Origin of the sequence: Aeromicrobium piscarium (assembly GCF_007421815.1) — a bacterium.
GTDB classification, from domain to species: domain Bacteria; phylum Actinomycetota; class Actinomycetes; order Propionibacteriales; family Nocardioidaceae; genus Aeromicrobium; species Aeromicrobium piscarium.
The window spans coordinates 323,645-336,602 of sequence record NZ_VLNT01000003.1 but is presented as its reverse complement, the minus strand read 5'-3'; the positions used below and the strand labels follow the sequence as shown (position 1 = coordinate 336,602).

10 protein-coding genes are annotated in these 12,958 nt (G+C 67.7%); 5 read left to right on the top strand and 5 right to left on the bottom strand.

Annotated features, from left to right (window positions below):
* Positions 1-120: 120 nt before the first annotated feature.
* Both FNM00_RS06480 and FNM00_RS06475 read left to right on the top strand, forming a co-directional pair.
* Complete coding sequence (locus FNM00_RS06480) at positions 121-468, top strand: GNAT family N-acetyltransferase (protein ID WP_143912562.1); 348 nt, start codon at positions 121-123, stop codon at positions 466-468.
* On the top strand, positions 465-923 hold the full coding sequence (locus FNM00_RS06475; protein ID WP_143912561.1) for a hotdog fold domain-containing protein: 459 nt from the start codon (positions 465-467) through the stop codon (positions 921-923). Before FNM00_RS06480 ends, FNM00_RS06475 begins: the two co-directional genes overlap by 4 nt.
* An 85-nt stretch (positions 924-1,008) precedes the next feature.
* Here FNM00_RS06475 and FNM00_RS06470 read toward each other — a convergent pair whose 3' ends face one another.
* From FNM00_RS06470 to FNM00_RS06450, 5 genes are all read right to left on the bottom strand, one after another.
* A complete protein-coding gene (locus tag FNM00_RS06470) occupies positions 1,009-1,851 on the bottom strand; it encodes an amino acid ABC transporter permease (RefSeq protein WP_143912559.1) in 843 nt (280 codons plus the stop codon).
* Complete coding sequence (locus FNM00_RS06465; protein WP_143912557.1) at positions 1,848-2,498, bottom strand: amino acid ABC transporter permease; 651 nt, start codon at positions 2,496-2,498, stop codon at positions 1,848-1,850. The genes FNM00_RS06470 and FNM00_RS06465 overlap by 4 nt, the downstream gene beginning before the upstream one ends.
* Positions 2,499-2,570: 72 nt before the next feature.
* Positions 2,571-3,461 (bottom strand): glutamate ABC transporter substrate-binding protein, encoded by an 891-nt coding sequence (locus FNM00_RS06460; protein WP_143912555.1) that lies wholly within the window; start codon positions 3,459-3,461, stop codon positions 2,571-2,573.
* A gap of 41 nt (positions 3,462-3,502) precedes the next feature.
* Entirely contained in the window at positions 3,503-4,231 is a 729-nt protein-coding gene (locus tag FNM00_RS06455; RefSeq protein ID WP_143912612.1) for an amino acid ABC transporter ATP-binding protein, read from the bottom strand.
* A 137-nt stretch (positions 4,232-4,368) separates the two neighbouring features.
* A complete protein-coding gene (locus FNM00_RS06450) occupies positions 4,369-4,929 on the bottom strand; it encodes a hypothetical protein (RefSeq protein ID WP_143912553.1) in 561 nt (186 codons plus the stop codon).
* Positions 4,930-5,020: 91 nt separating this feature from the next.
* On the opposite strand from FNM00_RS06450, the gene miaB reads away from it, so the two are divergent.
* From miaB to FNM00_RS06435, 3 genes are all read left to right on the top strand, one after another.
* Entirely contained in the window at positions 5,021-6,523 is a 1,503-nt protein-coding gene (gene miaB, locus FNM00_RS06445; protein WP_143912551.1) for a tRNA (N6-isopentenyl adenosine(37)-C2)-methylthiotransferase MiaB, read from the top strand.
* A 384-nt stretch (positions 6,524-6,907) separates the two neighbouring features.
* The gene (gene gltB / locus FNM00_RS06440) at positions 6,908-11,443 is read left to right on the top strand and encodes a glutamate synthase large subunit (protein ID WP_143912549.1); all 4,536 of its coding nucleotides are present in this window, start codon (positions 6,908-6,910) and stop codon (positions 11,441-11,443) included.
* Complete coding sequence (locus FNM00_RS06435; RefSeq protein WP_143912547.1) at positions 11,436-12,902, top strand: glutamate synthase subunit beta; 1,467 nt, start codon at positions 11,436-11,438, stop codon at positions 12,900-12,902. The genes gltB and FNM00_RS06435 overlap by 8 nt, the downstream gene beginning before the upstream one ends.
* Positions 12,903-12,958 lie beyond the last annotated feature (56 nt).

Sequence of the window (12,958 nt, the reverse complement as noted above, 5' to 3'; positions counted from 1 at the left end):
CAACGGACGACTCGAACACCTCCGCGGCTCTGCCCTCGGCTTCAGGAATCTGACCAACTACATCGCTCGGAGCCTGCTCGAGACCGGCGGCTTCAGACCCCAACTACACCCTCGATTCGGATGAGCCGCTTTCCCGTCGCCGCCGATCAGGACATCGTGGTGCGCGTCCGCGACCCCGAGGCGGTCTGCTTCGACTTCCTGATCGGCGATCCCGCCCGGGCCGGGCGGGGGCTCGGCGGTGCGATGATCGCGGAGTTCTGCCGGCAGGTGCTCGTGGTGGAGTATCCGGATGCTCCACGCTTCCTCGCGGCGCCCGATGCGCGCAATCATCGATCCCTCGGAGCATTGCGCAAGGCGGGATTCGAGCAAGGCTGGTGGATCCAGCCCGAGGCAGCCGATTACGCGGAAGTAACATGTACGGCCCCGCGTGGGAAGTTCGGTCCGGATGGCTCTACGCTCGGCCCATGACATCGACCTTCGACCTCTACTCGCGCGTTCGAGCGTTGCCGTTGGGAGATCGGCTGTTCTCGCTGGCCTTCGCCCTCAAAGCCCCGTACTTCCGCACGATCCGGCCGCGGGTGACCATCATGCGCCCGCACGAGGCCGAAGTCGTCGTCGGCAAGCGATGGGGCGTACAGAACCACATCGGCACCGTGCACGCGATCGCCGTCTGCAACGGGCTCGAGGCGGCCATGGGGCTCTTGGCCGAGGCGACGGTACCCGAAGGCCACCGTTGGCTTCCCAAGGGCATGGAGGTCGACTACCTGGCGAAGTCGACGAGTGATCTCGTGTGCCGCGCCGAGACCACGGGGGCGGACTGGGCCGGAGCCCCCGATGTACCGGTCACGGTGACCGCAACGCGCGATGACGGCACGGTCGTGGTGCGCGGCACGATCCATCTGTGGGTCACGCCCGTCGGCTGACCGACCCTGCGGTCACTCCTGTTCTGGAGTCGTCAGCACGGCCTGGCCGTCCGCCACCGCGTCCGGCACGTCGGTGGAGGTCTCCTCAGACTGCGGTGGGCTGGCCGGGCTTGTCCGCGAGGGCCTGGGGCGGCCGTGCACCGGTGATGTGCCGCTCGGCCCAACGGCCCAGCGCGGTCAGCAGGAGGTTCAGCACGATGTAGATCGCTGCGAGCACCAGCGCGGTGGCGAGCCGGTTGTCGAAGGTGCGCCAGATCTCCCGGCCGGTCGTCGTCAGACCCGCCGCGAGGATGTAGTACCCGAGGCTGGTGTCCTTCAACGCCACGATGCACTGGCTGATGATCGCCGGCGTCATGATCTTGATCGCCTGCGGCAGCTGCACGATACGCATCACGGCCGACTTGCGCAGTCCGATGGCGAAGGCGGCCTCGACCTGACCCTTCGGTACCGCGTTGATGCCGGCACGGAAGGTCTCGGCCAGCACCGATCCGTTGTAGAGGATCAGCGCGATGACCAGCGGCGCGATGGTGCCGAGCCGGGTGTCGTAGGCGTAGAACCAGACGAAGATGATCAGCAGCAGCAAAGGAACGGCACGGAAGAACTCGACGACCACCCAGGCGAACCATCGTACGGGGAGGTGATCGGACAGCTTCGCGACGCCGAAGATCACGCCGAAGACGAGGGCGCCCGCGATCGAGAGGGCCGCGATCCATAGCGTGTCGAGGGTGGCGCGCGCCAGCAGCTCGATGTAGCGGGGGGTATAGAAGACCTCCCACTTCTCGGCGGTGAGCTGGTCACGGCTCCACAAGCGCCAGATCACGGCGGCGAGAAGGAGAAGGACGCCGACGACCGTGAGGATGCCGAAGAGGCGATAGCGAGCGCGCGCCTTGGGCCCGGGCGCGTCGTACAGGACTGTGGAGGCGCTCATCGGCCGTTCACCGCGAATCGTCGTTCGAAGGCCGTCGCGATCCAGGAGATGACCGCGACGATGAGGATGTAGCCGAGGGCGATGCCCAGGAAGATGAAGATCATCTGGGAGGCGTAGTCATTGAAGAGCCCGCGCATGCGGTAGGTCGCCTCGGCGACGCCGAAGGTCGCCGCCAGCGAGGTGTTCTTGGTGAGCGCGATGAAGACGCTCGCCAGAGGAGGGACGACCAGACGGAAGGCCTGCGGAAGGACGACCTGAGACATCGACTGGGTGAAGGGCATGCCGATCGCGCGCGCGGCCTCGGCCTGGCCGAGGGGGACCCCGTTGAAGCCCGAGCGGATTGCTTCGGTGACGAAGGACGCGGTGTAGAAGCCCATCGCCAGGCTGATGTTGATGAAGAAGCCGAAGTCGATGCCGACCTCAGGGAGCCCGTAGTAGGTGATGAGGATCAACACGAGCAGGGGCGTGTTGCGGAAGATCGTGACATAGGCGATGGCCACGCCGCGAAGGATCGGCACGGGGGAGACCCGAGCCAGCGCGACGAGCGTGCCCAGTACGAGGGCGATGGCTCCCGAGAGCCCGAGCAGCTTCAGCGTCTCGCCGAAGCCGCGCAGGATGTTGAGCCAGTTATCGGTCAACCAGTCCATGGATCACCTTCAGGTCGGTCACACCGGCAGGCGGGGCGGGCGCGGGACCCGCCCCGCCTGCCGGTGACGGAATCAGGACTCGCAGGGATCGAGCTCGGGCGGGGTACCCGCGTCCGCGCCGCCCTTGCCGAGCGTCTCGTCGAAGGCCGTCTCCCAGTCGCCGTCGTCGAAGGCATCGGTCAGCGTGTCGTTGAGGAACTCGCACAGCTCCGGGGCGTCCTTGCTGTAGCCGATGCCGTAGCGCTCCTCGGAGAACGGCTCGCCGACGACCTTGAGCTCACCCTCGTTCTCGGCGGCGTAGCCGAGCAGGATGGCCTCGTCGGTGGTCACGGCATCGACCGAGCCGCTGAGCAACTGGTCGACACATTCCGAGTAGGTGTCGAAGCCGGCCGGGTCCGCACCGTACTCCTCCTCGATGAGCTTGATCGGGGTCGAGCCGGTGACCGAGCAGACGCTCTTGCCCTCGAGGTCATCGGGGCCGTTGATGGAGTCGTCGTCCTCGCGGACGAGCAGACCCTGGCCGGTGACGTAGTACGGTCCGGCCTGGCCGACGACCTCGCGGCGGTCGTCGGTGATCGAGTACGAGGCGATGACGAAGTCGACCGTGCCGTTCTGCAGGAACTGCTCGCGGTTCTGGGAGATGGTCTCGACCCATTCGATGTCGTCGGCCTCGATGCCGAGATGCGCGGCGACGATCTTGCCGATCTCCGGATCGAATCCGGTCGGGTCGTCCTGTCCGGCGGCGCGGAAGCCGATACCGGGCTGGTCGTACTTCACACCGATCTTCACGGTGCCCTGCTCGTTGAGCTCGGCCATCCGGGTGCCGTCGTCGAAGCTGACGTCCTGGACCTCGTAGTCGGTATCCGGCGCGGTCTCGTCATCCGAGCCGGCATCGCCGCAGGCGGCGAGTGCCAGCATCGAGGCGGCCGCGATGGACGCCAGGCGAGCTGTGGTGGACCTCATGGGATTTCCTTCCGTCGGGGTTGTGGCGGAGCGGTCGGTGGTCAGTGTTTGAGGATCTTGCCGAGGAAGTCCTTGGCGCGATCGCTCTGTGGATTGGTGAAGAACTGCTCGGGGGTGTTCTCCTCGACGATGCGGCCGTCGGACATGAACACGACCCGGTTGGCGGCCGTGCGGGCGAAGCCCATCTCGTGGGTGACGACGATCATCGTCATGCCGCGCTCGGCGAGGTCGACCATCGTGTCGAGGACCTCCTTGATCATCTCCGGGTCGAGGGCCGAGGTCGGCTCGTCGAAGAGCATCACCTTGGGTTCCATGGCGAGTGCCCGGGCGATCGCGACACGCTGCTGTTGACCGCCGGAGAGCTGCGCGGGGAGCTTCGACGCCTGGTTGGCGACGCCGACCCGCTCGAGGAGCTCGTGGGCGCGCTGCTCGGCCTCGGCGTTCTTCGTGCCGCGGACCTTGATGGGGCCGAGGGTCACGTTCTCGAGCACGGTCTTGTGCGCGAAGAGGTTGAAGGACTGGAACACCATCCCGACGTCCGCGCGCAGGCCAGCGAGGGCCTTGCCTTCCTCGGGGAGGGTCTTGCCGTCGATCTCGATGGTGCCTTCGTCGATGGTCTCGAGGCGGTTGATCGTGCGGCAGAGCGTGGATTTGCCCGACCCCGAGGGACCGATGACGACGACCACCTCGCCGGAGGCGACGTCGAAGTCGATGTCCTGCAGAACGTGCAACCGCCCGAACCACTTCTGGACGCCGCGCATGGAGACCATGGGGGGAGCAGTGTCAGCCATGCCCCATAGCCAATCGGAACCGGAAGTGTGGCGCAACGTCCAGAGCCCCTCAAGGCCCGTCGTTCATCGAAACGTAATAGGGGCCTCGGCGGATCAGAGCATCCGTTTCGGGACGTTCAGCCCCACTCGGACCAGTGGCCGGCGTAGTCGGGATCGAGGGCGGCGAGGGCTGCTGGAATCTCACATCCGCTCGGAGCACCGAAGTCGATGCGTTCGATCAGGCCGGTGGAAGCTCCCAGGTCCGGAGCGGTGAGATCGCCCTCGGCGACCGTCAGGGCGTAGTCCGCCACGCGGTCGGCGAGTTCGCTGAGATCGCGCCGCCAGGCGAGGGAGGCGTCCTCGGAGGTCCCGCTCGCCTCGATGGCGTCGGTGACGTCCACCAGGGAGGTGCTGACCCGGTCGAGCGCCTCGGCACCGTCGGCGGTGCCGGAGAAGCGAGGAAGGTCCCGTGCGGCATCCGCTACCTCCTCGCAGGGGTGTCGCGTCGCGTCGATGACATCGGGATCGGTGACCATGTAGTCGCCGTCGAGCATCCAGATGCCGATGCCGATGATGATCGCGACTCCCGCCGCGGCGGTCACGGCTGCCCCGACCAGCGCACCCACCAGTGCCCACAGCCAGGGACGCGATGGTCGCTGCTGGGGGACTCCGTAGTGCTGATACGGGGGAAGGGTCATCGGGGCTCCTTCACGGCACGAGATGTGGAGAAGATCATCCCATCGCCCGGCCGGCCACAGGTCTCGCCGCGCCGCGTATCCTGGCGGGGTCATGAGTAAGACGTATGAGGTCCGTACTTACGGCTGCCAGATGAACGTCCACGACAGCGAGCGACTGTCGGGGCTCCTCGAGACCGCCGGCTACGCCCCGGCTGACACGGGAGCGACCCCCGATCTCGTCGTCTTCAACACGTGTGCGGTCCGCGAGAACGCCGACAACAAGCTGTACGGCAATCTCGGTCACGTCGCGAGCGTCAAGGCACAGAACCCCGGCATGCAGATCGCCGTGGGAGGCTGCCTCGCGCAGAAGGACAAGGACACGATCACGCGTCGAGCACCGTACGTGGACGTGGTGTTCGGTACCCACAACATCGGCTCGCTGCCGGTCCTGCTGGAGCGGGCGCGGATCGAGGCCGAATCGCAGGTCGAGATCCTCGACGCGCTCGAGACCTTCCCGTCCACGCTGCCCACCAAGCGCGACTCGGTCTTCGCCGCCTGGGTGTCCATCAGCGTCGGTTGCAACAACACGTGCACGTTCTGCATCGTGCCCAGCCTGCGCGGCAAGGAGCGCGATCGCCGTCCCGGCGACATCCTGGCCGAGATTGAGGCGCTCGTCGCGGACGGCGTCGTCGAGGTGACGCTGCTGGGCCAGAATGTCAACAGCTACGGCGTCGAGTTCGGCGACCGGCAGGCGTTCTCCAAGCTGCTCCGGGCCTGCGGCGAGATCGAGGGCCTCGAGCGGGTGCGATTCACCAGCCCGCATCCCAAGGACTTCACCGATGACGTCATCGCCGCCATGGCCGAGACGCCCAATGTCATGCCGCAGCTGCACATGCCGCTGCAGTCCGGGTCCGATCGGGTGCTCAAGGTGATGCGCCGCTCGTACCGCCGCGGCAAGTTCCTCGGCATCCTCGATCGCGTGCGCGAGGCCATGCCCGATGCGGCGATCACGACGGACATCATCGTCGGCTTCCCCGGTGAGACCGAGGAGGACTTCCAGCAGACGCTGGAGGTCGTACGAGAGGCGCGATTCAGCAGCGCGTTCACGTTCCAGTACTCCCAGCGTCCCGGCACACCGGCGGCCGACCTGCCCGATCAACTGCCCAAGGAGGTCGTGCAGGAGCGGTACGAGCGGCTCTCCGCGCTCGTCGACGAGGTCGCCTGGGCGGAGAGCCGTAAGCGTGAGGGTGAGGTCATCGAACTGCTGGTCGCCGACAAGGCGCACGCCGGCGGTCGCAAGGACGCCGAGACGCGTCGGCTGAGCGGCCGGGCCCGCGACAACCGGTTGGTGCACTTCCAGCCGGGTGATGGTCAATCGGGCGAGGGCGACGTCCGTCCGGGCGACATGGTCCTCACCCGCGTCACGCAGGCCGCGCCGCACTATCTGGTGGCCGACGACGCCCCGATCGAGGTGCGACGGACCCGCGCCGGTGATGCGTGGGAGGCCCGTCAGGGCAAGACCGAGGTGCGCCCCGGTGCCGTGGGGCTCGGCATGCCGAGTATCGGGGTGCCCGCCCCGCTGCCTCCTGCGCCCACCTGCTCCGTCGCCCCCTGACCACACCCGCGGCCGGCGGTACCTGGTCAACCTCTCGTCCGGGTCGGCGGTAGATAGTCAACCTTTCGGTCGGACCGACGGTAGAGGGTCAACGTTATGAGCCCGCGGTGAGGTTGATGACGTACCGCTGCTCCAGAACCGCGGCCTCCTCCCGAGGGTGGGCTCTGGCTGAGTGCGGATAGGCACCCCCGATGACGGCGAGGTCGACGCCGACGGCGTCGTCGACCTCGCCGAAGAGTTCACCTCGTCGTCATAGCGCCGACTCGACACCGGAGCCACGCAGTGTAGAATCGTCAAGCTGTCCGTGGCCAACGTCGTCCCCGGTGCCAGTGCACCGAGCACAGCGCCCTTCCAGGTAGTTCCAGACGACGTGAGGACGGCTGCATGTCGATTTTCTCATCGCTTCCCCCGGCGCAGGGTCTGTACGACCCGCGCTTCGAGCACGACGCGTGCGGTGTCGCGTTTGTCGCGACTTTGACCGGCGAGGCGAGTCACACCATCGTCGCGCAGGGCCTCACGGCGCTGCGCAACCTCGACCATCGCGGCGCGGTCGGCGGCGAGCCCAACACCGGCGATGGCGCAGGTCTGCTCATGCAGACCCCTGACCGCTTCCTGCGTGCAGTGAGCCCGGTGGAACTGCCCGAGCGCGGTGCCTACGCCGCTGGCATGGCCTTCCTGCCGATCGACGACGTCGCGGGTGCCAAGGCGTCCCTCGAGCGCATCGCCGCGGAGGAGGGACTGACCATCCTCGGCTGGCGCGAGGTGCCGACGCAGCCGGACATCCTCGGGTCGATGGCCCGTTCGGCCATGCCCGCCTTCGAGCTGTGCTTCGTCGCTCCGGCCGAGGCCGGTCCCACCGGAGTGGGGCTCGACCGGCTCACGTACGCGCTGAACAAGCGTGCTCAGCACGAGGCCGGTGTCTACTTCCCGTCGCTGTCCAGCCGCACGCTGGTCTACAAGGGCATGCTCACCACCGAGCAGCTGGAGGAGTTCTTCCCCGACCTGCTCGACGAGCGCATGGAGTCCGCGCTCGCCATCGTGCACAGCCGCTTCTCCACCAACACCTTCCCGAGCTGGCCGCTAGCCCATCCCTTCCGCTATGTGGCCCACAACGGCGAGATCAACACTGCCATGGGCAACCGCAACTGGATGCGTGCCCGCGAGGCACTGCTGGAGAGCGACCTGATCCCCGGCGATCTGAGCCGGCTGTACCCGATCTGCAGCCCCGAGGGATCGGACACCGCCTCCTTCGACGAGGTGCTGGAGCTGCTGCACCTCGGTGGGCGCCCGCTGCCGCATGCGGTCATGATGATGGTGCCCGAGGCGTGGGAGAACGACGCCGAGATGGATCCGGCACGCCGAGCCTTCTACGAGTTCCACTCCACCGTCATGGAGCCCTGGGACGGGCCCGCCTGCATCTGCTTCACCGATGGCACGCAGATCGGTGCCGTGCTGGATCGCAACGGTCTGCGTCCGGGACGCTACTGGATCACCGACGACGGACTCGTCGTGCTGGCCTCCGAGGCCGGCGTGCTCGACCTCGATCCCGCAACGATCGTCCGCAAGGGTCGTCTCGAGCCGGGGCGCATGTTCCTGCTCGATCTGGAGCAGCACCGGGTGATCGAGGACGAGGAGATCAAGGGCCAGCTGGCCCAGGAGAACCCCTACGACGAGTGGTTGTACTCCGGCCTCGTGCGTTTCGAGGACCTGCCCGATCTCGAGCACATCGTCCACACGCACGCCTCCGTGGCTCGTCGCCAACAGGTCTTCGGCTATACCGCCGAGGAAGTGCGCCGGCTGATCGCGCCGATCGCCCGTACAGGGGCGGAGGCGATCGGATCGATGGGCACCGACACGCCGATCGCCGCGCTCTCGGATCGTCCACGTCAGCTCTTCGACTACTTCAGCCAGCTCTTCGCCCAGGTGACCAACCCACCGCTGGACGCGATCCGCGAGGAGGTCGTCACCTCGCTCGCCGGAACGATCGGCCCCGAGCGCAACCTGCTCGCGTCGAGCCCCGCGAGCTGCCGCATGCTGCAGCTGCCGTTCCCGGTCGTCGACAACGACGAGCTCGCCAAGATCCGGCACATGAACCGCGACGGCGACATGCCGGGCTTCAGCGTGCACGTCGTCCGCGGTCTGTACGACGTGCACGGCGGGGGAGAGGCGCTGCGTGCCCGCCTGGACGAGATCTGCGCCGAGGTGTCGGAGGCGATCATCGAGAGGGGAGCGCGGATCATCGTGCTCTCGGACCGTCACTCCAATGCCGATCTGGCGCCGATCCCCTCGTTGCTGCTGACGGGCGCCGTGCACCACCACATGGTGCGCGAGAAGCTCCGCACCCAAGCCGGTCTGCTGATCGAGGCGGGTGATGTCCGCGAGGTCCATCACGTGGCCTTGCTGATCGGTTTCGGCGCGACGGCGGTCAATCCGTATCTCGCGCTGGAGACCGCCGAGGATCTCGCCCGCCAGGCGGTGTACGTCCACGATGTCGAGCCCGAGGCGGCAGCCCGCAATATCGCCTACGGCCTCGGCAAGGGCGTGCTGAAGGTCATGAGCAAGATGGGCGTCTCGACCGTCGCCTCGTACACCGGCGCGCAGATCTTCGAAGCCGTCGGTCTATCGCATGAGGTGATCGAGCGCTACTTCACCGGTACTGCGAGCAAGCTCGGGGGCGTCGGCCTGGACGTGCTCGCCGAGGAGGTGCGCGAGCGTCATCTCAAGGCGTATCCCACGAAGGGCATCATCGGCCACCGCCGTCAGCTGGAGGTCGGCGGTGAGTACCAGTGGCGCCGGGAGGGCCCCGAGCACCTCTTCGATCCCGAGACGGTGTTCCGGCTTCAGCACTCCACCCGCACGGGCCGTTACGACATCTTCAAGCAGTACACGCAGCGCGTCGACGAGCAGAGCGAGCGCCTGATGACCTTGCGCGGGCTGTTCCGCTTCGTGGACGGTGAGCGTGCGCCCATCTCCGTCGATGAGGTCGAGCCGGTCAGCGAGATCGTCAAGCGCTTCTCGACTGGTGCGATGAGCTACGGCTCGATCAGCCAGGAGGCGCACGAGACCCTGGCGATCGCGATGAACCGCCTCGGCGGCAAGTCCAACACCGGCGAGGGCGGCGAGGACCCCGAGCGTCTGTACGACCCGGAGCGCCGTTCGGCCATCAAGCAGGTCGCGTCGGGACGCTTCGGCGTCACCAGCGAGTACCTGTCGAATGCCGACGACATCCAGATCAAGATGGCCCAGGGAGCCAAGCCCGGTGAGGGCGGCCAGCTGCCCGGCCCGAAGGTTTACCCCTGGGTGGCGACGACGCGGCACTCGACGCCCGGTGTCGGCCTCATCAGCCCGCCGCCGCACCACGACATCTACTCGATCGAGGACCTCAAGCAGCTGATCCACGACCTGAAGAACGCCAACCCCTCGGCGCGCGTGCACGTCAAGCTGGTGTCCGAGGTGGGTGTCGGCACGGTCGCGGCCGGCGTGTCGAAGGCCAAGGCCGATGTCGTGCTCATCTCCGGGCACGACGGCGGCACCGGTGCCTCGCCCTTGACATCGCTGAAGCACGCGGGCGGGCCGTGGGAGCTCGGCCTCGCCGAGACCCAGCAGACGCTGCTCATCAACGGTCTGCGCGACCGCATCGTCGTGCAGTGTGACGGCCAGCTCAAGACCGGCCGCGATGTCGTCATCGCGGCGCTCCTCGGCGCCGAGGAGTTCGGCTTCGCGACGGCCCCGCTCGTCGTGAGCGGCTGCATCATGATGCGTGTGTGCCACCTGGACACGTGTCCGGTGGGCGTCGCGACGCAGAATCAGGCATTGCGCGAGAAGTACTCCGGCAAGGCCGAGTACGTGGTGAACTTCTTCGAGTTCATCGCTCAGGAGGTGCGCGAGCACCTCGCGGCGCTCGGCTTCCGGTCGATCGACGAGGCCGTCGGCCATGTCGAGGCGCTCGACACCCGTGAGGCCATCGCCCACTGGAAGGCCAGCAGCCTGGACCTCTCGCCGGTGTTCTACCGGCCCGAGCTGCCCGAGGACGCGTCGCTGCACTGCACCACGCGACAGGACCACGCCCTCGACAGGGCGCTCGACAACGAGCTCATCACGCTCAGCGCCGATGCCCTCGAGCGGGGCGAGCCGGTGCGCGCCCAGGTCGCCATCCGCAATGTCAACCGGACCGTCGGCACGATGCTCGGTCACGAGGTGACCAAGCGGTATCGCGGCGAGGGTCTGCCCGATGACACGATCGACATCACCTTCCTCGGCTCGGCCGGACAGTCCTTCGGCGCCTTCGTGCCGCGCGGTATCACGCTGCGGCTCGAGGGCGACGGCAACGACTACGTCGGCAAGGGCCTGTCGGGTGGCCGGATCATCGTGCGGCCACCGCGCGATGCGGGCTATGTCGCCGAGGAGCAGATCGTGGCCGGCAATGTCATCGGCTTCGGTGCCACGTCCGGCGAGCTGTTCCTGCGCGGACAGGTCGGCGAGCGGTTCTGCGTCCGGAACTCGGGTGCGACCGCGGTCGTCGAGGGGGTGGGCGACCACGCCTTGGAGTACATGACCGGTGGCCGCGCCGTGATTCTCGGCCCCACCGGCCGCAATGTCGCAGCCGGCATGAGCGGGGGACAGGGCTACGTGCTCGACCTGGACGAGGACCTCGTCAATCGCGAGCTCGTCGAGGTCCGCGAGGTGCCCGCCGAGACCGGCGAGTGGCTGCGCGGAATCGTGCAGCGACATGCCGAGGAGACCGGGTCGCCGGTCGCCGAGGCCCTGCTGAAGGACTGGGACACGGCCGTCGGCCGGTTCCGCGAGATCATGCCGGTCAACTACCGCAAGGTCCTCGAGGCGCGTGACGCCGCCGAGGCCGAGGGACTGACCGACGAAGAGACGACCGCACGCATGATGGAGGTGGCCGCACGTGGCTGATCCCCGTGGCTTCATGACCACTCCGCGCCAGGTGGCCGAACGCCGCCCCGTCGAGGAGCGCGTGAACGACTGGAAAGAGGTCTACCCCGGCGGCGCCGGGCGGGCCCTCCTGCCGATCATCACCGAGCAGGCCGGGCGCTGCATGGACTGCGGCATCCCGTTCTGTCACCAGGGCTGCCCGCTGGGCAATCTGATCCCGGAGTGGAACGACCTGGTCTGGCGCGACGACTGGTCCGATGCGATCGAGCGTCTGCACGCGACCAACAACTTCCCGGAGTTCACCGGGCGGTTGTGCCCCGCGCCGTGCGAGACCTCGTGTGTCGTCGGCATCAACCGCGATCCGGTCACGATCAAGAACGTCGAGGTCTCGATCATCGACAAGGCCTGGGACGAGAACAACGTCAAGCCCGAGCCTCCGGAGTGGCTGACGGGCAAGACCGTGGCCGTCGTCGGCTCGGGTCCGGCGGGGCTCGCGGTCGCGCAGCAGTTGACCCGATCGGGTCACACCGTCGCCGTCTACGAGCGCGACGACCAGCCCGGCGGGCTGCTGCGCTACGGCATCCCGGAGTTCAAGATGGAGAAGGAGCACGTCGACCGGCGCGTCCTGCAGATGCAGCGCGAGGGCACTGTGTTCCGCACCGGCGTGCGGATCGGTGAGAAGATCACCGGCACGCAGCTGCGCGAGCGCTACGACGCGGTCGTGCTGGCGATCGGCGCGACCGTCCGTCGCGACCTGCCGGCGCCGGGACGTGAGTTCGGCGGCATCCATCAGGCGATGGACTACCTGCCGCAGGCCAATCGGGTGGCGCTGGGCGAAGAGGTTGAGGACCAGATCGTCGCCACCGGCAAGGACGTCGTCATCATCGGCGGCGGCGACACCGGTGCCGACTGCCTCGGCACCGCGATCCGCCAGGGTGCCCGTTCGGTGACGAGCCTGGAGATCATGCCGCAGCCGGGCGAGGACCGTCCCGACCATCAGCCTTGGCCGACGTATCCGATGATCTACCGCGTCGCCTCGGCGCACGAGGAGGGTGGCGATCGCGTCTACGCCGTCTCGACCAAGGAGTTCGTCGGCGAAAACGGCGAGGTCTCGGGTCTGCGGATCACCGAGGTCGAGATGAAGGACGGGCGCTTCGAGGAGATCGAGGGCAGCGAGCGGGTGATTCCCGCGCAGCTCGTGCTGTTCGCGATGGGCTTCACCGGGCCCGATCCCGAAGGGCTCGTCGCTCAGCTCGGCGTCGACCTGGACGAGCGCGGCAATGTCGTGCGCGATGGGGACTTCATGTCGAGTGTCGACGGTGTGTTCGTCGCCGGCGACTGTGGGCGCGGTCAGTCGCTCATCGTGTGGGCGATCGCCGAGGGCCGTGCGGCGGCCGCCGGTGTCGACGCCTACCTGACCGACGGCACGTCGACCTTGCCGCGGCCGATCAAGCCGACCGATCGTCCGCTTACCGTCTGATCTGCACCACCTGCACGACGGCCCCGGTCACCTCTGTGACCGGGGCCGCCCGCATT

Bases quoted from the DNA above. Each gene is read 5' to 3' on its own strand.
- gltB (WP_143912549.1), top strand. From the start codon at position 6,908: ATGTCGATTTTCTCATCGCTTCCCCCGGCGCAGGGTCTGTACGACCCG.
- FNM00_RS06475 (WP_143912561.1), top strand. From the start codon at position 465: ATGACATCGACCTTCGACCTCTACTCGCGCGTTCGAGCGTTGCCGTTG.
- FNM00_RS06460 (WP_143912555.1), bottom strand. From the start codon at position 3,461: ATGAGGTCCACCACAGCTCGCCTGGCGTCCATCGCGGCCGCCTCGATG.
- FNM00_RS06465 (WP_143912557.1), bottom strand. From the start codon at position 2,498: ATGGACTGGTTGACCGATAACTGGCTCAACATCCTGCGCGGCTTCGGC.
- FNM00_RS06450 (WP_143912553.1), bottom strand. From the start codon at position 4,929: ATGACCCTTCCCCCGTATCAGCACTACGGAGTCCCCCAGCAGCGACCA.
- FNM00_RS06455 (WP_143912612.1), bottom strand. From the start codon at position 4,231: ATGGTCTCCATGCGCGGCGTCCAGAAGTGGTTCGGGCGGTTGCACGTT.
- FNM00_RS06480 (WP_143912562.1), top strand. From the start codon at position 121: ATGAGCCGCTTTCCCGTCGCCGCCGATCAGGACATCGTGGTGCGCGTC.
- miaB (WP_143912551.1), top strand. From the start codon at position 5,021: ATGAGTAAGACGTATGAGGTCCGTACTTACGGCTGCCAGATGAACGTC.
- FNM00_RS06470 (WP_143912559.1), bottom strand. From the start codon at position 1,851: ATGAGCGCCTCCACAGTCCTGTACGACGCGCCCGGGCCCAAGGCGCGC.